Below are 21,988 nucleotides of genomic sequence, written 5' to 3'. Positions count from 1 at the left end.
CGGGGCCGTGTCCGCAGGCAGAGCCCGTACGGGGGCGGCCGGGCGGGACGGCCGGCCGTCAGGACCCGAGGCTCGCCGTCGGCAGCCCCGAAGGCAGCTTGCCGCCCTGGGCCTTGGTGAAGGACTCCTTGCCGAGACCGCCCGACCAGGTGACCTTGAGCGTCGCGCCGTTGACGGAGTCCACCATGCCCGTGGTGCGCTGCTTGTTCCCGTCCGTGCAGGTGAGGTGGATCATCCGCATGCCCGCCTCCTCCCCGGCCGTACCGCTGCACACGGTGCCGCCGGTCGCGAAGAGCCCGGCCTGCTTCCCGGTGATCACCAGCGCCACCGCCTTGCCGCCCGTGGTCGCCAGCCAGCTGCCCTCCAGGCCGCTGCTCGCGGAGGGCGACGTGCTCCCGGTGCCGCCGGTCCCGGACCCGCCGGAGGACGCGGTGGTCCCGGTGGAGTCCGCACCGGGCGGGGCGGAGCCGGAGTCGCCGCCGCTGCAGCCGGTCAGTGTGAGCGCGCCCGCCAGACCCGCGACCACGAGCATGGCGGTGGCCGCGGTCCGAACCCGCCGACGCGGGAGGATCGCCGAAGTCGCCGATGTCACTGAAACCCCCAAGGGTGGTGGTGTCGCTGGGGTCGCCGGAACGACCGCAGCAAGCTACCAGGAGCGTGCGGGGGTGCCTCGGGCGCGTCATGCGGATGCCCCGCGGGGCACGACCGGCCTCGCCTCCGCCCCGCGCCCGGGCCTCGGCCCCGGCCCAGGCCTTGGGCTTCGGCTTCGGCTCCGGTCCCGAGCTTCGGCTCCGGCTTCGGCTTCGGCTTCGGCTCCAGGCCAGACCCGGTCCCGGCCCTGGCCGGAGTCCCGGCCCTGGCCCGGGTTCCGGTCTCGGCTCGGGTCCCGGCCCTGGTTCCGGCCCGGCCCCCGTCCGGGCCAGAACCAGGCCCCGGCCCCGCTCCGGCCCAGATCCTGGCGCCGGCTTCGGCCGCAGCCCAAACCCCGGCTTCGGCGCCTGCTCGGGGCCCGGTTCTAGGCCCGGCCCTGGCCCCGACCTCGACCCCTACCCCGGCTCCGACCCCTACCCCGGCTCCGACCCCGGCCCCCGGGCCGACCCCGACCCCGGCGCCGACCCCGGCCCCGGCGCCGACCCCGGCCCCGGCGCCGACCCCACCCCCCGGGCCCCCTCTCCGTCCTCCGGTGCGCACCCGCCCTTCCCTGCCTTCACCCCCGGGTGGTCGCCCGCGGTCCGCGCGTGTCGGCTGGGGGGGAGAGGAGGCGGCTTCCGGTGTCCGCGGCGGATGCCCGGTGTTCGCGGTGTTCGCGACGGCGGGGTCCGCGGTGCTGTCGGGTGCGCCCCCGGATCCGGCGGAGCCGATGGCCGGGAAGTGCCCCGGCGCGACCGCGATCCCGCACCGGAGATCCGGCCCCTGCGCCGCGGCTTCGGACGTGCGGGCCCGGCCGCACCCCGCCCCGACGTGCGGGACCGCGGCAAGGTCGCGTACGACGAACGGGCCGGGCCGACCCGGCCGGGAGGCCGCCGACCTGCCGCGCGGGCTCCTCCACGGTGGCGGGAGGGCGCGCGACACCGGGGGCGGCCGTGTGACGTCAGGGGCGGTAGGGGATGGTGGTGTGTGCGAGCGGGAACGTGGAGGCCCGGCCGCCGGCGCCGCACCGCCGTACCGGCCACCGCCCGGTTCCCGGGCCGGAGGTTGAGAACCGGACGTTGAAGCCGAACGTTGAAACTCGAAGGGCCCGCCGTGCGTCTGTTCCTCATACACAGGGATTCGACCCGGACGAACCCTTACGGATACCGGGGCGGACGAGCATGCACGGGGGCCGGGAGGCGCGTGTCGGGCGCTTCCCGGGGAAGACGGCGGGCCGGTGACGGTCCGCCGGGCAGCAGGCCGTAGTCAAGCGCGCAGCAGGCAGTAGTCAAAGGCCGGTAAAAGCTGTAACCGTGGGACCACCCCCCGTGCACGTGCATCTGCTCATGCATCTGCACATGAACAGAGCTATGATCCGGGGCAGTTGGCCACTGCATCAATGGCCACATCGGCCACTGCACGACCGGGGAGCGACCTGTGGACCACGACGTGTGCGACGTGGATGTTGTGTACAACGGCATGGCGGCGACCGAGCTGACCGGGGTGGCCTGGCAGAAGAGCAGGCACAGCAACTCGCAGGGATCCTGCGTGGAGTTCGCGAGGCTGCCGGGGGGTGACGTGGCGATGCGGAATTCGCGGTTCCCCGACGGGCCGGCGCTCGTCTACACCCGCGCCGAGATCGAGGCGATGCTCCTGGGTGTCAAGGACGGCGAGTTCGACCACCTGATCGCGGGCTGAGCCCGGGGTGGCGGCGGACGGACGGCGGGCATCCGCTCCGTGAACGCGGCGCAGCCGTCACGTCGCATAGCGTGACGCGCGTAGAACCGCGGCGCCGAGAAGCGCCGCGGTTCTTCATTCGGCCGGAGCCGGCGCGGGGCCGTGCGGCGGGAGCCGGAACAGCGCCCAGACGACCTTGCCGCTGAGGGTGCCCGCGAGCGGGTGCCAGCCCCAGCTGTCGGCGAACGAGTCGACCAGGAACAGACCCCGTCCCGACTCGGCCGAGAAGTTGTCCGAGTCGCCGGCCACCGGACTGTCGTGACTGGGGTCGCGCACCGCGCACACCAGGCGTGAGGTCCATCGCATCAAGTGCAGCCGCACGGGCGCGCCCTGGTCGTCCGCGCGGGGCGTGTCCGAGGGCAGTGCGTGCCGCAGGGCGTTGGTGACGAGCTCGGAGACGACCAGGCAGACGTCGTCGAAACGGTCGCCGATGTCCCACTGGTCCAGGGTCCTGCGGGTGAACTGCCGGGCGTCGCGCACCGCTTCGTACCGTGCGGGCAGGGCACAGGAAGCGGCGTCGGACACGGCCGCGGGATCGAGCGGCGGAAGTCCCTGCCGTAAGGGCTCGAGCATGGTCGATCCATTCGTCCCCATGCGAGGCACTCCCGGGTGTTCGCGGTCGTTGCGATGCAGCGGTGGCGCGGGGACCATGGTTCCGAATGCGTACAGCAGATGCAAGGGCAGATGCACGTGCACGCGCCGGGATTGAAGAGTCTTGCCCCCCTTTCCGGTGACTTCTTCTGTCACCTTCTTCCCTCTTGTTGGCCCCCGCGTGATCCGTCGCTGCGCGAGGGCTTCGCAAGCTTCCCGTTTCTGTAATCGAACGAGTACTGCTTGGAGTGTTTTAGTGGCAGACTTCGGCGTCTGAAGACGGTTGGGGAGGCGGACGAACGTGAGCGCTGGTGAGTCGAGCGGCTCTGTGGTGCGGCGCATGCTGCTCGGGTCACATCTGCGGCGCCTGCGGGAGGCGCGCGGAATCACCAGGGAAGCGGCCGGCTATTCGATCCGTGCCTCCGAATCGAAGATCAGCCGCATGGAGTTGGGACGGGTGAGCTTCAAGACGCGCGACGTCGAGGACCTGCTGACGCTGTACGGCATCACGGACGAGGCCGAGCGCACGTCCCTGGTCTCCCTGGCCAAGGAGGCCAACGTCGCGGGCTGGTGGCACAGTTACTCGGACGTGCTGCCCAGCTGGTTCCCGACCTATGTGGGCCTGGAGGGCGCGGCGCATCTGATCCGGTCCTACGAAGTCCAGTTCGTGCACGGCCTGTTGCAGACCGAGGCCTACGCCCACGCGGTCGTCTCCCGCGGGATGAAGGGCGCGAGCGCGGCCGACGTGGAGCGACGGGTGGCGCTGCGCCTGGAGCGGCAGAAGTACCTCGTCTCCGAGAAGGCCCCCGAGTTCCACATCGTCCTCGACGAGGCCGCGCTGCGCCGCCCCTACGGGGACCGTGAGGTGATGCGGGAGCAGCTCCAGCATCTGATCGACGTGTCGGAGCGCCCGAACGTGCGCCTCCAGGTCATGCCGTTCAGCTTCGGCGGCCACTCCGGCGAGAGCGGCTCCTTCACGATCCTGAGCTTCCCCGAGTCCGACCTCTCGGACGTCGTCTACCTGGAGCAGCTCACCAGCGCGCTCTACCTGGACAAACGCGAGGACGTCACCCAGTACGAGAGCGCGCTGAAGCAGCTGCAGCAGGACAGCCCCGGACCGTCCGAGAGCCGGGATCTGCTGCGCGGACTGCTGCAGCTGTCCTGACCCCCCGGGCCGGCGCCCGCCGGACGCTTCCCCGGCCTCCCCGGGAAGTCTGCACGGACTGTCCCGAGGTGCACTCCAACTCCCTTTGGTCACAAGTACGATGACGTCTGATCAGACGTTGATCGGATGTCTGCTGACTCAGACTCGAAATGTCTGCCTCGGCAGCAAGGGGATCGAGGGAGCACATGTCGTCCTACTTCACCGACCTGGCCCGGCAGTACATCGGCGGGGAGTGGCGCCCGGGCACCGGATCCTGGGACATCATCGACTTCAACCCGTACGACGGTGAGAAGCTGGCGTCGATCACCATAGCCACGGTGGACGAGGTCGACGAGGCCTACCGCGCGGCCGAGCGTGCCCAGAAGGAGTGGGCCGCGGTCAACCCGTACGCCCGCCGCGCCGTCTTCGAGAAGGCCCTGCGTCTCGTCGAGGAGCGCGAGGCGGAGATCACCGAGGTCATCGTCGCCGAGCTGGGCGGCACCCACCTCAAGGCCGGGTTCGAGCTCCATCTCGCCAAGGAGTTCCTGCGCGAGTCGATCCAGCTGGCGCTGCGGCCCGAGGGCCGGATCCTGCCCTCGCCGATCGACGGCAAGGAGAACCGCGTCTACCGGGTGCCCGTCGGTGTCGTCGGCGTGATCAGCCCCTTCAACTTCCCCTTCCTGCTCTCCCTGAAGTCCGTCGCGCCGGCCCTGGCGCTGGGCAACGGCGTGGTCCTGAAGCCGCACCAGAACACCCCGATCGTCGGCGGCTCGCTCGTCGCGAAGATCTTCGAGGACGCGGGCCTCCCCGGCGGCCTGCTCAACGTCGTGATCACCGACATCGCGGAGATCGGCGACGCCTTCATCGAGCACCCCGTGCCGAAGGTCATCTCCTTCACCGGTTCCGACAAGGTCGGCCGGCACGTCGCCACCGTCTGCGCCTCGCACTTCAAGAGCGCGGTCCTCGAACTCGGCGGGAACAGCGCGCTGGTGGTCCTGGACGACGCCGACATCGACTACGCCGTGGACGCGGCCGTCTTCAGCCGGTACGTCCACCAGGGCCAGGTCTGCATGGCCGCCAACCGCGTCCTGGTGGACCGCTCGGTCGCGGACGAGTTCACCGAGAAGTTCGTCGCCAAGGTCAGGACGCTGAAGGTGGGCGACCCGAGCGACCCGCGGACGATCATCGGCCCGGTCATCAACTCCTCCCAGGCGGACGCGATCACGGCCGCCGTGGACCAGGCGATCGCCGAGGGCGCCACCGCCCTCGTCCACGGCGCCACCACCGACAACCTGGTCGAGCCCACCGTCCTGACGGACCTGCCCGCCGACTCCGGCATCCTCCGGCAGGAGATCTTCGGCCCGGTCGCGCTCCTCGTCCTCTTCGACGGCGAGGAGGAGGCCGTACGCCTCGTCAACGACACCCCCTACGGGCTCAGCGGCGCCGTCCACACCGCCGACGTGGAGCGCGGGGTGTCGTTCGCCAAGCAGATCGACACCGGCATGTTCCACGTCAACGACGGCACCGTGCACGACGAGCCGCCGGTCGCCTTCGGCGGCGAGAAGCACTCGGGCATCGGCCGCCTCAACGGCGAGGCGACGGTCGAGGCGTTCACCACCCAGAAGTGGATCTCGGTGCAGCACGGGCGGAGCTTCTTCCCGTTCTAGAACGCGGGGCGAGGGTCTCGTCCGGCCGGGAGGCGGGCGGGGCCCTCGCCGCACGCGCGGACACGGCGCCGGGAATCGCCAGGTCACGCCGGGCCCTTGCGGACAGAAGCTGACCGCAAGGGCCCGTAGCTTCGTCGGTGTCAGACAGGACGACCCGATGAAAGGCGGCGGACCATGGTGACGCACGTTTCGGCCGAGACCCCCGGTGACGAGCGCGGAGCGCTGCTCTCCTTCCTGGAGGGCGAGCGCGGCGGCATCCGCCGCGCGCTGACCGGTCTGACGACGGAGCAGGCCACGAGCCGCCCGAGCGCGAGCGAACTGTCCCTGGCGGGCCTGCTCAAGCACGTCTGCGAGGTCGAGCAGAGCTGGATCGCCCGCGCCGGGCAGGAGCCGCCCGCGGTGGAGCGGGACGAGTCCAACTGGCACGAGTGCTTCGTGCTCGTCGGCGACGAGACCGTGGAGCAGCAGCTCGCGCTGTGGGAGAAGGTCGCGGCCGGCACGGAGGCGTTCATCCGCTCGGTGCCGAGCCTCGACGACACCTTTCCGCTGCCGGACGCGCCCTGGTTCCCGCCGGACGAGCGGGTGTCGATGCGCTGGGTGCTGCTGCGGCTGATCTCGGAGACGGCCCGGCACGCCGGCCACGCCGACATCATCCGCGAGTCCCTGGACGGGGCGACCGCGTTCGGTCTGGTGGCGCGGGAACGGGAGGCGCGGGAGCAGGCGGCCCGCTGACCGGCGGTCCGGGCGGCCGGCCATAACCTTGGGCCCATGTCAACGATCCGTCTGCTGGTGCTGGGGGCCGTGCGCCAGCACGGGCGGGCCCACGGGTACCAGGTGCGCAACGACCTCGAGTACTGGGGCGCGCACGAGTGGTCGAACGCCAAGCCCGGTTCGATCTACCACGCGCTCAAGCAGATGGCGAAGCAGGGCCTGCTGCGCGCCCACGAGACCGCGCCGTCCACCGCGGGCGGGCCTCCGCGCACCGAGTACGAGATCACGGACACGGGCACGGAGGAGTACCTGGCTCTGCTGCGCCGGTCGTTGACCGCCCGCGACCAGAAGCCCGACGTCCTCTCGGCCGCGCTCGGCCTCATGGTCGACCTCGGCCGGGCGGAGGTCCTCGGGCTGCTGCGGGAGCGGGTGCGTGCCATCGAGGAGTGGCGGGCGTCCGTCACCGGGTACTACACCCCGGAGGGCGGTCCCGGGCAGCTCGGGCACATCGGCGAGATCATGAACTTCTGGGTCCACTCGGCGGACTGCGGAGCGGAGTGGACGCGGGGGCTCGTCGAGCGGATCGAGGGCGGGGCGTACACGTTCGCGGGGGAGGGGGCGCCCTTCGTCGGGGTGCTGGCGGACGGGGAGGAGAACCCGTACGCGACGGGGGTGGCGCACCCCTCGGACCGCACGTAGCGCCCCCTGGACCGCCTCCTGGGCCCCCGCCGGCGTCCTCCGGCGTCCTCCGGCGGGGGTACGGGGGTCCTGGCCGCTCAGTGGTGGAAGCCCGTGGCCCGCTGCCTGTCCTGGGTCCACGGGTGCGGCTGGCGGCGCAGCTGGGGCACCAGCCGGGTCAGGTCCTCCATGAAGAGGTCGGCGAGGTCGGCCGAGAACCCGTTGCGGCAGACGACCCGCAGCACGGACAGGTCCTCCCGGTTCGCCGGGAAGGTGTACGCGGGCACCAGCCAGCCGTGCTCCCGCATCCGCCGGGACACGTCGAAGACGTCGTACGCGGTGACGTGGGGCGCCGTCGTGAAGGCGAACACCGGCAGCTGGTCGCCCCGGGTGATCAGACGGAAGTCCTCCAGCGCCTCGATCCGTCCGGCGAGCCCGCGGGCCAGGTCCCGGGTCGTCTGCTGGACGGCCCGGAAGCCCTCCCGGCCCAGCCGCAGGAAGGTGTAGTACTGCGCCACGACCTGCGCGCCGGGCCGGGAGAAGTTGAGCGCGAAGGTCGGCATGTCGCCACCCAGGTAGTTGACCCGGAAGACGAGCTCCTCCGGCAGCTCCGCCGGTGACCGCCACAGCGCCCAGCCGACACCCGGGTAGACGAGCCCGTACTTGTGCCCCGAGGTGTTGATCGACGAGACCCGCGGCAGCCGGAAGTCCCAGACCAGGTCCGGGTCGAGGAAGGGGGCGATCATGCCGCCGGACGCGCCGTCCACGTGGACCGGGATGTCCAGGCCCGTCCGTTCCTGGAGCCGGTCGAGCGCCGCGCAGAGGTCGGCGATCGGCTCGTAGGACCCGTCGAAGGTGGAGCCGAGGATTCCCACCACCCCGATGGTGTTCTCGTCGCACAGCTCGGCCGCGGCCTGCGGGTCGAGGTGGAACCGGTCGCCCTCCATGGGCACCTGACGCGCCTCGACCTCCCAGAAGTTGCAGAACTTCTCCCAGCAGACCTGGACGTTGATCCCCATGACGAGGTTGGGCCGGGCCCCCGGGTAGCGGTCCGCGTTCCGCTTCGACCAGCGCCGCTTCAGCGCCATCCCCGCGAGCATGCACGCCTCGCTGGAACCGGTCGTGGAACAGCCCACGGCGGCCCCGGGATCGGGCGCGTTCCACAGGTCCGCGAGCATCGCCACGCAGCGCCGTTCCAGCTCGGCGGTGCGCGGGTACTCGTCCTTGTCGATCATGTTCTTGTCGAGGCACTCCCCCATCAGCACCCCGGCCTGGGGCTCCATCCAGGTGGTGACGAAGGTGGCGAGGTTCAGCCGCGCGTTGCCGTCCAGCATCAGTTCGTCGTGGACCAGCTGGTAGGCGATCGTGGGGGTCAGCGGCCGGTCCGGGAGCCGGTGCTTGGGCGGGGCCTCGGTCATGTCACCGAGCGGATTCGCGTCACCGAAGAAGGGGTTGACGGACATCGGTCGCTCGTCGGGCTTCTCGGGACCTCGGTGGAGCGGCATGTGCTCTCCCATCGCGTCGGAGGGTCGGAGGGTCGGAGGGTCGGTGGGCGGGTCCGGGCGGGGCCGTGGGGCCGGGGTCGGTGGGTCAGCGAACGGCGGTTCCGTCCTGGTGGAGCTGCATCTGCGGTCTGCCGGTCACCAGGAGCCAGGCCGGCAGGCTCGCGATGCAGAGCAGCGCGAGGATCGTGGGGGAGGCGACCAGGACGGCCGCCGTGAACAGGCTCAGCCAGCCCTGCCGGGTGACCGCGAGGAGCATGCCCAGCACGCCCGCGGACACGCCGAGAGCGGGCGGGACCGCCGGGACGAGCGCGTGGGCGAACAGGCCGAAGGCGGAGCCGATGAAGACGGCCGGGAAGATCCGCCCGCCCCGGAAGCCGCAGGACGCGGCGACCAGCAGCGCGGCGAGCTTGACCACCGTCATCGTGGCGAACTGTCCGGCCGACCAGCCCTCGGGGTTCTTCGCCAGCTCGGCGACCTCGTCCAGCCCCTTGAAGAGCGTCAGATGCCCTCCCAGAGCGCCCAGCAGGCCGAGGACGAGCCCGCCGAGCGGGAGCGCCAGCATGGGGTGCCCGAGTCGGGAGAAGGCGCCGTGGACGTACGGGAAGGCGTAGACCGCCGCCATGCCGAGCAGCGCGGCCGCGGAGGCGATCACGAGCGCGACCAGGACGTGGCTCCCGCTGAGCGGCCCGAGCGGGGGCAGCCGGAGGTCGAAGGCCGGACGGGACACCAGGGCGGTCGTCGTGGCACCCGTCGCGGCGGCCGTCAGCGGCCCGAACAGGTGGTCCCACAACCTGCCCTCCAGCGGCTGTCCGGCGAGCGCCTCGGAGATGACCAGCGCCGCCGCGACCGGCGTCCCGAACAGCGCGCCGATCGTCGCCGCCTCGGCCAGTTCCGCCCACAGACCGCCGGGCAGCCGGGGCGCGAGTCTGCGGCCGAGGCAGAACGCCAGCGCCACGTTGGTGGCGATGATCGGGTTCTCCGGCCCCAGACTCGGACCGCCGGCCAGCATCAGGGCGGTCGCCACCAGCAGGCCCGGCAGCAGGGCGAGCCGCATCGGGGGCGCCGAGAGACCGATGGTCGCCGGGTCGGGGCCCGCGTGGCCCGGGGCCTTCCACACCACCAGTCCGACCAGGACACCGGTCGAGGTGAGGACGACGAGCATCCAGAGGACGGAGTACCGGCCGATCCCCAGCGACGCGGGCAGCCCGTTCCAGAGCACCTCCTGCAGTCTCTCCGCGAGCGAGCTCACCGCCAGGTACAGGAGGCTGGCCGCGACGCCGACGACGAGTGCCGGGACGATCACCGGCAGCAGCGCCCGCGCGGGGGCCGCCGGGACGGAGGCGGGTGCCTGCCGGGCCGCGTCGTGGGTCACGCGGTCACCCTAAGCGGGCAAACCGGACAGCACATCCGGAGTGGGGCGGCCCCCGATCCGCGCTTGCACCTCACGTGACGTCAGGGGCCAGGCTGAAGGGCGTACGGAGGAAGGAGCGGGAAGTGAGCTATTCGGTGGGCCAGGTCGCCGGTTTCGCCGGGGTCACGGTGCGCACCCTGCACCACTACGACGAGATCGGCCTGCTCGTGCCGGGCGGGCGCAGTCACGCGGGGCACCGGCGCTACGGCGACACCGACCTCGACCGGCTGCAGCAGATCCTGTTCTACCGGGAGCTCGGCTTTCCGCTGGACGAGGTCGCCGCCCTGCTCGACGACCCGGAGGCGGACCCCCGCGCGCATCTGCGCCGGCAGCACGACCTGCTGACCGCCCGGATCGGCAAACTGCAGAAGATGGCCGCGGCCGTGGAACACGCCATGGAGGCACGCACGATGGGCATCGATCTCACGCCCGAGGAGAAGTTCGAGGTCTTCGGGGACAAGGACCCCGAGGCACACGCCGAGGAGGCCGAGCGGCGCTGGGGAGGCACCGAGGCGTACGCCGAGTCGCAGCGCCGCGCCGCCCGCTACACCAAGGACGACTGGAAGCGCATGCAGGCCGAGGTGGCCTCCTGGGGCGAGCGTTACGACGCCCTCATGGAGGCCGGTGAGACCCCGGACGGCGAGCGCGCCATGGACATGGCCGAGGAACACCGGCTCCACATCACCCGGTGGTTCTACGCCTGCTCGTACGAGATGCACCGGGGTCTCGGCGAGATGTACGTGGCCGACGAGCGGTTCAAGGAGTTCTACGAGTCCATGCGGCCGGGCCTGGCCGGACACCTGAAGGAGGCGATCGCGGCGAACGCCGCGCGGCACGGAGGCTGACGGCGGCGCTCCCGCGCGGCGGGGCGGACCGAGCGGGGCCGTCCTTCGGGGGACGGGAGAACGAGGCCGCGGGGCGACGGGGCGCACGGCCGCGGCCGTATCGTCCGGTACCCCGCGGCTCACGGCTTTGTGCCAGGGGGACCACAGTGCATGCTGGGGGCATCGGTGGAACCTGGCGTGGACACCACGCGTTGATAGTTTTGGCCGCCGTACCAGGACGCCTCCTCTTCCTTCACCCCTCAGGAGCCCGGAACCGTGACGACGTTTGCCCTCGGTCCAAGCTGGCTGGATCCGAACACGCTCCTGGAGAACTTCGGCATCTGGGGCCTGCTGCTCATCGTCTTCGCGGAGTCCGGCCTGCTCATCGGGTTCTTCCTGCCGGGCGACTCGCTGCTGTTCACCTGCGGTCTGCTGATCACGTCGAACAGACTGGACTTCCCGCTGTGGGGTGCCGTCGCCCTGATCTGCGTCGCGGCGATCCTGGGCGACCAGGCGGGTTACCTCTTCGGCAAGAAGGTCGGCCCCTCGCTCTTCACCCGCCCGGACTCCCGCCTCTTCAAGCAGGAGAACGTGGTCAAGGCGCACGAGTTCTTCGAGAAGTACGGGCCCAAGTCCCTGGTCCTGGCCCGCTTCGTGCCGATCGTGCGGACGTTCACGCCGATCATCGCGGGCGTCAGCGGCATGCGGTACCGCTCCTTCATCACGTTCAACGTCATCGGTGGCGTCCTGTGGGGCGCGGGCGTCACGCTGCTCGGCTCCTGGCTCGGCAACATCACCGTCGTGAAGAACAACATCGAGGCGATCCTGATCCTGATCGTCCTCGTCTCGGTGGTCCCGATCGCCATCGAGTTCCTGCGGGCGCGCTCCAAGGCCCGGAAGAACCCGCAGGAGCCGGAGGCCCCCCAGGGTCCGGCCGCGTATCAGCAGCAGCCGACGGCCCCCGTGATGGACGACGCCACGCGCCCGCTGCGCATGCACCAGCCGCAGCAGGGCCAGGACCCGTACCACCAGGACCCCTACCAGCAGGGTGCGTACCAGCCGGGCGCGTACCAGCAGGACCAGTACGGGCAGGACCGGCACGAGCAGGTTCAGTACGGGCAGGACCGGTACGGGCAGGATCAGTACGGGCAGGACCAGTACCGGCAGGGCAGCCGGCAGCCGGGCAGCCACCCGCAGGACCCGTACGGCCAGGGGTATCCGCAGCAGCAGGCCCCGTACTCCCAGGGCCAGGGGTACCAGCAGCCGCCGCAGCCGCAGCAGCCCTACGGTGGCCAGGACCAGGGCTACCACCAGGGGCACGGCCAGAACCACCAGGGCCACGGCGCGCCGGACCACGGACAGCACGGCGGCGAGGACGGCCAGGGTCAGGCCCACCCGCCCCAGCAGTACCCGCAGGGTTACCCCCAGCAGCCGTACGACGCGCAGCAGGACCCGTATCGCCAGAGCCGCCCCCGCGGCTGAACCCGGCGGGCCGCGCCCCCGAGGGGCGCGGCCCGTCTCAGAAGCCCCTGGTCCGCTTGGCGGCGCGCCGCCCCGCGGCGGAGCCGCCGGGCAGCCGCAGGAAGAGGCGCGAGATCTCCGACCCGAGGTTCACCCCGATCGCGATGGCCATCGCGAGCGCGGCGGCCTTGGTGAGGGACACCAGCCCCTTGTCGACGTTGTTCTGGGCGATGGACAGCAGCCCGAAGTAGGTGGCCGAACCCGGCAGCAGGGGCCCGATCGCGGCGGTCGTGTACGGCAGCGCGGAGGCGAAGCGGTAGCGGGACAGCAGCTGCCCGAAGAGGCCCACCAGGCCCGCCGCGACGGCCGTCGAGGCGACCGGTGAGATGCCGCCCGGGTAGTGCATCGCCCCGTACACCGACCAGGCCACCCCGCCGTTGAGGGTCACCGCGAGGACGGTGGACCGTTCCTGCTGGAGCAGCACCGCGAAGGTCAGCGACAGCAGCATGGACGCGGCGATCTGCACCAGCGGGCGCTCGGAGATGCTCAGCGCCTGGTCGGGGTTGAGCTGGGCGTCGAACTTCACGCCGAAGTACAGGACCACCAGGACCCCGACGACGATGCCGACGAAGAGGTACATGACCTCCAGCAGCCGCGCGGACGCGGTGATGTAGAAGCCGGTCAGCCCGTCCTGCACACCGGCGACGAGCGCCCGTCCCGGCAGCAGCGCGAAGAGCCCACCGGTGATCACCGCGGACGCCTTCACGTCGACGTGCGCGAGCTGCAGCGCGACCCCGATCGCGGCCGGCGGCATCGCGGCCACCGTGAACTGGTAGAACTCCGGCAGTCCGCGTCCGGCGCACAGCCACGCGAGCCGGTCGCCGAGCATCGCGCCCAGCGCCGCCGCGACGAACACCACGGCGTCACCGCCGACGAGCACCGAGGCCGCGCCCGCGAGCAGCCCGCTGGAGCCGGTCAGCACCCAGCCGGGATACGGGTGCCGGTTGCGCCGCATCTCGGCGAGCCGCCGGTAGGCGTCCTCCAGGGAGATGCCGGTCTCGGGGTCGCTCAGGTCGTCGACGAGCCGGTAGACGGCCGCCAGGCGGGTGTAGTCGGTGCCCCGGCGCCGGACCGTGCGCGAAGCCGTCACCGGGTCGTCCACCAGGGACGGCTGGTGCGAGATCGACAGCAGGGTGAACGTGACGTTCGGCTCGCAGCGGTCGAGGCCGTAGGAGCGGCAGACGGCGAACATGGCCGCCTCCACGTCCTCGGCGCCCTCGCCGCCCGCGAGCAGCAGCTCGCCGATGCGCAGCGTCAGGTCGAGCACGCGCGGCACGGCGGGCCCCGTGTCGTCCTCCTTGTGCACGAGCTCGGGCGCCGGGCGCTCGGCCACGGGCATGCGCAGCATCGTGCGCATCCGGTCCTGCCAGGGCACGTCCTTGGTCAGACTGACCACGGGGACGCCGGTCGCCGGGGTGAAGGCCGGCGGGGCGTGCCGCGCGCTGTAGGTGCGCGGCGTGCTGAAGGCGGACCCCTCGGCATCGGTGCCGGCCGGCTCCGGGGGCACCAGCCCCTTGGGGATCGCGAACTCCGACGTGGTCCCCGACTCGCCCTCGCCGGCCTGCGCCACGCCGTCCGGCTGGACGAAGGCGCTCCTCGCCTCGTCCGACTGCGGTTTGCGGTCCTCCGCGTCCGTCACCCACTGCTCCCGACTGCTCAGGTCCAGTACGCCCCAGTATGCGCACTGATACACGAACGGGCCGCGCCACCCCGGCAGGGGTGGCGCGGCCCGGTGGTCTCAGGAGGGATCAGTGACCGCCCTGCTCCTTGAACCGCTTGTAGGAGCGCTCGATCTCGGCCTCGGCCTCCGTGCGGCCCACCCAGTTGGCGCCCTCGACGGACTTGCCGGGCTCCAGGTCCTTGTAGACCTCGAAGAAGTGCTGGATCTCCAGGCGGTCGAACTCCGACACGTGGTGGATGTCGCGCAGGTGCTCCACGCGCGGGTCGTGCGCCGGGACGCACAGCAGCTTGTCGTCGCCGCCGGCCTCGTCCGTCATGCGGAACATGCCGATCGTGCGGCACTGGATGAGGCAGCCCGGGAAGGTCGGCTCGTCCAGGATGACCAGCGCGTCCAGCGGGTCGCCGTCCTCGCCGAGGGTGTTCTCGACGAAGCCGTAGTCGGCCGGGTAGCTGGTCGAGGTGAAGAGTCGACGGTCCAGGCGGATCCGACCGGTCTCGTGGTCCACCTCGTACTTGTTCCGCGAACCCTTCGGAATCTCGATCGTGACGTCGAACTCCACCGGTGGCTCCTCCATGATCAACACATAGTTCTGGTGATTAAGTGTCCCTCACGCAGGTGGGTGATCGCGAAAGGGGCTGGTGGTCGTGCCTGAGCTGAGGGCCTGGCGGGCCGCGAGACCGCATGTGCTGCGGGTCGCGCGGGCCGTTCAGCCGCGCGTGACGCGGGTCGCGCGGGCGGCGCGACCGCCGGTGAGGCGGGCTGCGCAGTCCGTTCGGCCGCAGCTGGTGCGGGTCGCTCGAGCCGTGCGGCCGCGCTCCGGGAGGATCACGACCCCCCAGCTCACGGCCTTGGCCGCCACCGCGGGTCTGGCGCTCGCGGTCGGGGCGGTGACCGTGGCCGGTCCCTGGGACTCCACCGGTCAGCGTACGGCCGAGCGTGACTGGGCCGCATCGCGGGACCGGGAGGGTGGCGCAGATCACGGGCGGGACGCCGGTACGTCCGCGGTGTCGCCGCGGCCCGCGCCGAGCGCCGCGTCCGTCCTCACCGGCCTCGGCAGCGCCACGTCCGCGGCGCCCGCACCCGACGGCAAGGCCCTCGCGGCCACCCTCGACCGGCTCCTGGGCGTGCCCTCGCTCGGCACCCGGCGCACGGCCGTGGTCGTCGACGTGGCGACCGGCGGGCGGCTCTACGGCAAGGACGCCGGCGGGGCGCAGACCCCCGCTTCCACCACCAAGATCGCCACCGCGGTCGCCGTGCTCTCCGCCGCGGGCGCCGACCACCGGCTCACCACCCGCACGGTGCTGGAACCCGGCACCAAGGAGGTCGTCCTCGTCGGCGCCGGCGACCCGACACTGACCGCCCGCAAGGACGCCGGGGAATGGGCGAGCCTGCGCACCCTCGCCGACGGCACGGCGAAGGCGCTGAAGGCCCGCCACCTGGACGAGGTGACGCTCTCGTACGACACCTCGCTCTACTCCGGTCCCGCCGTGCACCCCATCGGGCCCAACCCCAACCTCGCACCGGTCAGCGCCCTGACGGCCGACGAGGGCCGCACCGACGCCTCCACCAGCGGCCCGGCCGACCGCACCGCGGACCCCGCGGGTGACGCCGCCGCCACCTTCGCGGACCTGCTGCGGGCCAAGGGCATCGACGCCTCCTCCCCCGGACCGTCGAAGGCGACCGGTGGCGCGCAGGCCCTCGCCTCGGTCTCCTCGCCGCCCCTGTCGGCCCTGGTGGAGCGGATGCTGACGAACAGTGACAACGACATCGCGGAGGCCATGGCGCGCCAGGTCGCCGTCGCCACGGGACGGAAGGCGAGCTTCGGGGGCGGCGCCGCGGCGATCGACGCGCAGCTGCGCAAGCTCGGACTCCCGCTGGCCGGGGCGCACTTCACGGACGGCAGCGGCCTGAACCGCGACGACCGGCTGACGGCCGACCTGCTCACCGCGCTCCTGGTGAAGGCCGGCGATCCCGCCCGCCCCGAACTCCGCCCGGTCCTGACCGGTCTGCCGGTCGCGGGCTTCACGGGCACCCTCACCGACCGCTACAGCGGCGACTCCGCGGGCCCCGGCGTCGTACGCGCCAAGACCGGCACCCTGACCGGGGTGAACACCCTCGCGGGCACGGTCGTCGACGCGGACGGACGGCTGCTGGCCTTCGCCTTCCTGGCCTCCGGCACGTCCGACCCGATGGCCGCCCAGTCGGCCCTGGACGGCGCGGCCTCGGCGCTGGCGGGCTGCGGCTGCGGCCGGCCGGTGTCGTCAGGATCGGGCGGGCACTGAGGGACGGTGCCCCACGGCGGGAGCCGGGCCCGGCGGACGCGCGCCCCCGCCACCGGCGCGGCTCGGACGCTTCCGGGCCGTCGTGACGGTCCGGACGATCCGGTGCCGTCGTCACCGCCCGGACGTTCCCGCGCTGTCGGCACGGCCCGCACGCCCCCGGGCCCTCGGACCGCCCGGATGCGGCGACCCTCCGTCCGCCCGTCGTGGACGGCCGGACCGGACGGGCCCGGACCGGACGGAACCGGGCCGTTCGGAGTCCGGGCGGGCGCGGACCGGGCCCCGCCGCCGGACGCGCCGAGGAGCCCTGCGCCCCGGCTGTCGCACGAGCCCCGTCAGCCCCGGCCGGAGGGCTCATCCGGCGCCTTACCCCTCACCGCGGGCGGACCCCCTCACGTACGGTTGACGCATGACGAGCATCGGTGGTGCCGCATCTGCTGGGATGGTCGACTGGAACCTCGCGGTGGCGACCGCGACACGGCTCGTGCGGCCCGGCCCCGACGTGAGCCGCGACGAGGCCCGGGAGGTCGTCGCGGAGCTGCGCCGGCACGCCAAGGCCTCCGAGGCGCACGTCCGCGGCTTCACGCGGATGGGCACGGAGGACATCCACGACACCCCCGTGCTCGTGGTCGACCGCCCCGGCTGGGTCCGGGCGAACGTCGCCGGGTTCCGCGAGGTCCTCAAGCCCCTGCTGGACAAGATGCAGGAGCGCCGGGGGAACGGTCCGGGCGGAGCCGTCCTCGGCGCCGTCGGCGGCAAGGTGACCGGCGTCGAACTGGGCATGCTGCTGTCGTTCCTGTCGTCGCGCGTCCTCGGCCAGTACGAGACCTTCGCCCCCGCGACCCGCGAACTGCCCGCCGGTGAGAACGGCGGCGGCAGGCTCCTCCTGGTCGCGCCGAACATCGTCCACGTGGAGCGCGAACTCGACGTGGATCCCCACGACTTCCGCCTGTGGGTCTGTCTGCACGAGGAGACCCACCGCACCCAGTTCTCGGCCGTGCCCTGGCTGCGGGACCACCTGGAGGGCGAAATCCAGTCGTTCTTGGCGGAGACCGAGGTCGACCCCATGACGGTCCTGGAGCGCATCAGGGAGGCGGCGCAGTCCCTCGCGGGCGGGCGTCCCGAGGGCGAGGAGGACGACGAGGGCCGCTCGCTGGTCGAGATCGTGCAGACGCCCGCCCAGCGGGAGATCCTGGCCCGGCTGACGGCCGTGATGTCGCTCCTGGAGGGGCACGCGGACTTCGTCATGGACGGCGTGGGCCCGGAAGTGGTCGCCTCCGTCGGGGAGATCCGCGAGAAGTTCCAGCAGCGCCGGGCCAAGGGCGCCTCCCGCCTGGACCTCGCCCTGCGCAAGCTGCTGGGTCTGGACGCCAAACTGAAGCAGTACAGGGACGGCGAACGGTTCGTGCGCGCGGTCGTCGAGCAGGTGGGCATGGACGGGTTCAACCGTGTGTGGACTTCCCCGAACACGCTGCCGACCAAGACGGAGATCGCCAAACCGGCGGACTGGGTCGCGCGGGTGCACCGCAAGGCGGAGTCGTGAACCCTACGGCAAGGCCGTGAGACGAAACCGGCCGACGGCAGGGGAACGCCCCTCCAATCACCCGTCCGAGGGACCGTGGGCCATGCGTAGGCGTGCAATGCTCGGGGAACGGCCTGTTTCTGTCACCATCTACACACTCTGAGTGACCGAAACTCGGGCTCACCCCCCGAAAACTTCATGAAGGGAACCGGACATGGGTCCCCATCCTGCGGTCGCGGCGATACGCCTGGCGGTCCGCCGCGTACTCCACGACATCCTCACCGACCACACGCGCCCCCTCGGCGCGCCCACCCCGTACGCCCCGCTCGGCCCGCTCGTTCTCGTGGCCTGCTCCGGCGGAGCCGACTCCATGGCGCTCGCCTCCGCGCTCGCCTTCGAAGCCCCCAAACTCGGCATCCGCGCCGGTGGCATCACCGTGGACCACGGCCTGCAGACCGGCTCCGATCTGCGCGCCGACGAAGTGGTCGCGCGCCTCGTCGAGCTGGGCATGGCGCCCGTCGAGTCCCTCGCCGTGACCGTGGGCCGCGACGGCGGCCCCGAGGCCGCCGCCCGCGACGCCCGGTACGCCGCCCTGGACGCCGCCGCCGAGCGCCACGGCGCCGCCGCGATCCTCCTCGGACACACGCGCGACGACCAGGCGGAGACGGTCCTGCTGGGCCTCGCCCGTGGCTCGGGCATCCGCTCCCTGTCCGGAATGGCCGAGGTCTCGGGGGCCGGCGGCCGTTACCGGCGCCCGTTCCTGCACCTCGACCGGCAGACCGCGCGCAAGGCCTGCATGGCCCAGTCGCTGCCCGTCTGGGACGACCCGCACAACGCCGACCCGGCCTACACCCGCTCGCGGCTGCGCCACGAGGGTCTGCCCGCCCTGGAGAAGGCGCTGGGCAAAGGGGTGGTCGGGGCCCTCGCCCGCACCGCCCAGCTCTCCCGCGACGACGCCGACGCCCTCGACGCCTGGGCCCGTCAGGCCGAGGCCTCCGTACGGGACACCGCGGGCCTGCTGGAGTGCGCCAAGCTCTACGCCCTGCCGCCCGCCGTCCGCCGCCGCATCCTGCGCCGGGCCGCCATCGAGGCGGGTGCCCCGGCCGGTTCGCTGTTCGCCCGCCACATCGAGGAAGTCGACCGGCTGATCACCGGCTGGCGCGGTCAGGGAGTCATCAATCTCCCGGGCAAAGTCGTCGCGCAGCGGCAGGGTGGCAGACTGGTGATCCGGCAAAGCTGAACCGCGCCCCCCTCCGGGGAGGGCCGGGACGGCCGGTGGGACGACCGAAAGTGATGCGGGTGGACGCGAAAGACATGGGCACCGACCTCAAGTCGGTGCTCATCACCAAGGAAGAGATCGACGCCAAGCTGGCCGAGCTGGCCGCGAAGGTCGACGCGGAGTACGCGGGCAAGGACCTGCTGATCGTGGGGGTGCTCAAGGGCGCCGTCATGGTCATGGCGGACCTCGCGCGTGCGCTGTCCACCCCCGTCACCATGGACTGGATGGCCGTCTCCTCGTACGGCGCGGGCACCCAGTCCTCGGGCGTGGTGCGGATCCTCAAGGACCTCGACACCGACATCAAGGGCAAGCACGTCCTGATCGTCGAGGACATCATCGACTCCGGGCTGACGCTGTCCTGGCTGATCTCCAACCTCGGCTCCCGCGAGCCCGCCTCCCTCAAGGTGTGCACGCTGCTGCGCAAGCCGGAGGCGGCCAAGGTCGCGATCGACGTGGAGTGGGTCGGCTTCGACATCCCGAACGAGTTCGTCGTCGGGTACGGCCTGGACTACGCCGAGAAGTACCGCAACCTCCCGTTCGTCGGTACGCTCGCGCCCCACGTCTACGGCGGCTGAACGGCCGGGTCCCGGTCTTCGTAAGACGATCGGGAACCCCAGCGGGTTTCGCGCCGTTGGAGCATGCGTGGGCGGGATTGTCAGTCGTCCCCTGCGGCTTCGGGTGACAATGCTGGGGTACCGTCCGAAGAACAGTCTTTCTAAGTCTTTATCAAACTCACTATGGCAGGAGGGACGGGGCGGCTCCGCTCCGTATGGATGGACGTGAAGCGATACTTCCGTGGGCCGGTCATGTGGATCGTGCTGGCCGTCCTTGCCGTGGTCGTGTTGATGCAGGTCGTCGGCTCGTCCGGCGGCTACAAGACAGTGGACACCGGCCAGGTCGTCCAGGCGATCAATGACAACAAGGTCGAGTCGGCCAAGATCACCACTGGCGACGAGCAGGTCATCAAGGTCTCGCTGAAGGACGGCGAGAAGGTCGATGGCAGCTCGAAGATCCAGTCGAGCTACATCGGCGACCAGGGCGTGGCCCTGGCCAACACCCTGCAGGACAAGTACCAGAACAAGCAGATCCCGGACGGCTACACCGTCTCGCCGTCCAAGCAGAACCCCTTCCTGGGCATCCTGCTGTCGCTGCTTCCCTTCGTCCTCATCGTCGTCGTCTTCCTGTTCCTGATGAACCAGATGCAGGGCGGCGGCTCCCGGGTCATGAACTTCGGGAAGTCCAAGGCGAAGCTCATCACCAAGGACACCCCGAAGACGACGTTCTCGGACGTCGCGGGCTCGGACGAGGCGGTGGAGGAGCTCCAGGAGATCAAGGAGTTCCTGCAGGAGCCGGCGAAGTTCCAGGCCGTCGGGGCGAAGATCCCCAAGGGTGTGCTCCTCTACGGGCCTCCCGGTACGGGCAAGACGCTGCTCGCGCGCGCCGTCGCGGGTGAGGCGGGCGTTCCCTTCTACTCGATCTCGGGTTCCGACTTCGTCGAGATGTTCGTCGGTGTCGGTGCCTCCCGGGTCCGTGACCTCTTCGAGCAGGCCAAGGCGAACGCCCCGGCGATCGTCTTCGTCGACGAGATCGACGCGGTCGGCCGTCACCGCGGCGCCGGCCTCGGCGGTGGTCACGACGAGCGCGAGCAGACGCTGAACCAGCTGCTCGTCGAGATGGACGGCTTCGACGTCAAGGGCGGTGTGATCCTCATCGCCGCCACGAACCGGCCCGACATCCTCGACCCGGCACTCCTGCGCCCCGGCCGCTTCGACCGCCAGATCGCGGTCGACCGCCCGGACATGCAGGGCCGTCTGGAGATCCTCAAGGTCCACCAGAAGGGCAAGCCGGTCGCCCCGGACGTCGACCTCTCCGCCGTCGCCCGCCGCACCCCCGGTTTCACGGGTGCCGACCTGGCGAACGTGCTGAACGAGGCCGCGCTCCTCACGGCACGCAGCAACCAGAAGCTCGTCGACAACAACATGCTCGACGAGGCGATCGACCGTGTGGTCGCGGGCCCGCAGAAGCGGACCCGGATCATGTCGGACAAGGAGAAGAAGATCACCGCGTACCACGAGGGCGGCCACGCCCTGGTCGCGGCGGCGTCTCCGAACTCCGACCCGGTCCACAAGATCACGATCCTGTCGCGCGGCCGGGCCCTCGGTTACACGATGGTCCTGCCGGACGAGGACAAGTACTCCACGACGCGCAACGAGATGCTGGACCAGCTGGCCTACATGCTGGGCGGCCGCGCGGCCGAGGAGCTCGTCTTCCACGACCCGACCACGGGTGCCGCGAACGACATCGAGAAGGCCACGGCGACGGCCCGCGCGATGGTCACGCAGTACGGCATGACCGAGCGTCTCGGCGCGATCAAGTTCGGCGGCGACAACACCGAGCCGTTCCTCGGCCGGGAGATGTCGCACCCGCGCGACTACTCGGAAGAGGTCGCCGCGCTCGTCGACGAAGAGGTCAAGAAGCTCATCGAGAACGCGCACAACGAGGCCTGGGAGATCCTGGTCGAGAACCGCGACGTTCTGGACGCGCTGGTGCTCCAGCTTCTGGAGAAGGAGACGCTGAGCAAGGAGCAGATCGCCGAGGTCTTCGCTCCCATCGTGAAGCGCCCGGCCCGCCCCGCGTGGACCGGCTCCTCCCGGCGCACGCCGTCGACCCGCCCGCCGGTGCTCTCCCCCAAGGAGCTGTCACTGACGAACGGGGCGAACGGCGCGACGCCTTCCATCGCCAAGACGGAGTCCGTCCCGGCGAAGGAAGCGGCTCCCGAGGACCGCACCGAGAGCTGATCCGCTCGGC

At 71.5% G+C, this 21,988-nt stretch carries 17 protein-coding genes and 1 pseudogene; 12 read left to right on the top strand and 6 right to left on the bottom strand.

The annotated features are described in order from the left end of the window. Positions 1–58 precede the first annotated feature (58 nt). Positions 59–532, bottom strand: a complete 474-nt coding sequence (locus OG776_RS20000; RefSeq protein WP_329321971.1) for a hypothetical protein — start codon at positions 530–532, stop codon at positions 59–61. A gap of 1,535 nt (positions 533–2,067) precedes the next feature. On the opposite strand from OG776_RS20000, the gene OG776_RS19995 reads away from it, so the two are divergent. Then, on the top strand, positions 2,068–2,328 hold the full coding sequence (locus OG776_RS19995) for a DUF397 domain-containing protein (protein WP_329321969.1): 261 nt from the start codon (positions 2,068–2,070) through the stop codon (positions 2,326–2,328). 114 nt (positions 2,329–2,442) lie between these two features. Here OG776_RS19995 and OG776_RS19990 read toward each other — a convergent pair whose 3' ends face one another. Further along, on the bottom strand, positions 2,443–2,961 hold the full coding sequence (locus OG776_RS19990) for an ATP-binding protein (protein WP_329321967.1): 519 nt from the start codon (positions 2,959–2,961) through the stop codon (positions 2,443–2,445). Positions 2,962–3,298: 337 nt separating this feature from the next. On the opposite strand from OG776_RS19990, the gene OG776_RS19985 reads away from it, so the two are divergent. From OG776_RS19985 to OG776_RS19970, 4 genes are all read left to right on the top strand, one after another. Further along, entirely contained in the window at positions 3,299–4,123 is an 825-nt protein-coding gene (locus tag OG776_RS19985) for a helix-turn-helix domain-containing protein (protein ID WP_148012323.1), read from the top strand. 185 nt (positions 4,124–4,308) lie between these two features. After that, positions 4,309–5,769 (top strand): aldehyde dehydrogenase family protein, encoded by a 1,461-nt coding sequence (locus OG776_RS19980; protein ID WP_148012322.1) that lies wholly within the window; start codon positions 4,309–4,311, stop codon positions 5,767–5,769. 174 nt (positions 5,770–5,943) lie between these two features. After that, positions 5,944–6,501 carry a DinB family protein gene (locus tag OG776_RS19975; protein WP_148012321.1) on the top strand — a complete coding sequence of 186 codons (558 nt, stop codon included), beginning with the start codon at positions 5,944–5,946 and terminating at the stop codon, positions 6,499–6,501. A 36-nt stretch (positions 6,502–6,537) separates the two neighbouring features. Beyond that, positions 6,538–7,179: a PadR family transcriptional regulator gene (locus tag OG776_RS19970; RefSeq protein WP_329321963.1), complete on the top strand. Its 642-nt coding sequence runs from the start codon at positions 6,538–6,540 to the stop codon at positions 7,177–7,179. A gap of 77 nt (positions 7,180–7,256) precedes the next feature. On the opposite strand, the gene OG776_RS19965 is transcribed toward OG776_RS19970, so the two are convergent. Continuing rightward, a complete protein-coding gene (locus tag OG776_RS19965; protein WP_148012320.1) occupies positions 7,257–8,663 on the bottom strand; it encodes a glutamate decarboxylase in 1,407 nt (468 codons plus the stop codon). Between the two features lie 85 nt (positions 8,664–8,748). Then, positions 8,749–10,035 (bottom strand): ion channel protein, encoded by a 1,287-nt coding sequence (locus OG776_RS19960; protein ID WP_148012319.1) that lies wholly within the window; start codon positions 10,033–10,035, stop codon positions 8,749–8,751. A gap of 122 nt (positions 10,036–10,157) precedes the next feature. On the opposite strand from OG776_RS19960, the gene OG776_RS19955 reads away from it, so the two are divergent. Together OG776_RS19955 and OG776_RS19950 are read left to right on the top strand one after the other, a co-directional pair. Beyond that, positions 10,158–10,919 (top strand): MerR family transcriptional regulator, encoded by a 762-nt coding sequence (locus OG776_RS19955; protein ID WP_148012318.1) that lies wholly within the window; start codon positions 10,158–10,160, stop codon positions 10,917–10,919. Positions 10,920–11,174: 255 nt separating this feature from the next. Next, positions 11,175–12,218, top strand: a pseudogene (locus tag OG776_RS19950) (VTT domain-containing protein); the annotation flags it as partial. A gap of 199 nt (positions 12,219–12,417) precedes the next feature. Here the strand turns inward: OG776_RS19950 and OG776_RS19945 are convergent. Further along, positions 12,418–14,058, bottom strand: coding sequence for a threonine/serine ThrE exporter family protein (locus tag OG776_RS19945; RefSeq protein WP_148012316.1), 1,641 nt, complete (start codon positions 14,056–14,058; stop codon positions 12,418–12,420). A gap of 109 nt (positions 14,059–14,167) precedes the next feature. After that, positions 14,168–14,659: an inorganic diphosphatase gene (locus tag OG776_RS19940; RefSeq protein ID WP_148012437.1), complete on the bottom strand. Its 492-nt coding sequence runs from the start codon at positions 14,657–14,659 to the stop codon at positions 14,168–14,170. 79 nt (positions 14,660–14,738) lie between these two features. Between OG776_RS19940 and dacB the strand changes: the two genes are divergently transcribed. The 5 genes from dacB to ftsH all read left to right on the top strand — a co-directional run bounded on the left by dacB (position 14,739) and on the right by ftsH (position 21,978). Continuing rightward, positions 14,739–16,382, top strand: a complete 1,644-nt coding sequence (gene dacB / locus OG776_RS19935) for a D-alanyl-D-alanine carboxypeptidase/D-alanyl-D-alanine endopeptidase (protein ID WP_148012315.1) — start codon at positions 14,739–14,741, stop codon at positions 16,380–16,382. Between the two features lie 406 nt (positions 16,383–16,788). Then, a complete protein-coding gene (locus OG776_RS19930; protein WP_148012314.1) occupies positions 16,789–17,922 on the top strand; it encodes a zinc-dependent metalloprotease in 1,134 nt (377 codons plus the stop codon). Positions 17,923–18,115: 193 nt separating this feature from the next. After that, the gene (gene tilS / locus OG776_RS19925; RefSeq protein WP_148012313.1) at positions 18,116–19,141 is read left to right on the top strand and encodes a tRNA lysidine(34) synthetase TilS; all 1,026 of its coding nucleotides are present in this window, start codon (positions 18,116–18,118) and stop codon (positions 19,139–19,141) included. A 53-nt stretch (positions 19,142–19,194) separates the two neighbouring features. Then, entirely contained in the window at positions 19,195–19,755 is a 561-nt protein-coding gene (gene hpt, locus OG776_RS19920; RefSeq protein WP_148012436.1) for a hypoxanthine phosphoribosyltransferase, read from the top strand. Positions 19,756–19,953: 198 nt separating this feature from the next. Then, entirely contained in the window at positions 19,954–21,978 is a 2,025-nt protein-coding gene (gene ftsH, locus OG776_RS19915) for an ATP-dependent zinc metalloprotease FtsH (protein WP_148012312.1), read from the top strand. The last annotated feature ends 10 nt before the right edge of the window (positions 21,979–21,988 follow it).

The sequence above is a fragment of the Streptomyces sp. NBC_01689 genome (assembly GCF_036250675.1).
In the GTDB taxonomy this organism is placed as follows: Bacteria; Actinomycetota; Actinomycetes; order Streptomycetales; family Streptomycetaceae; genus Streptomyces.
Note: the sequence above shows the minus strand (reverse complement) of the source record. Positions and strands in the feature narration are given on the sequence as shown.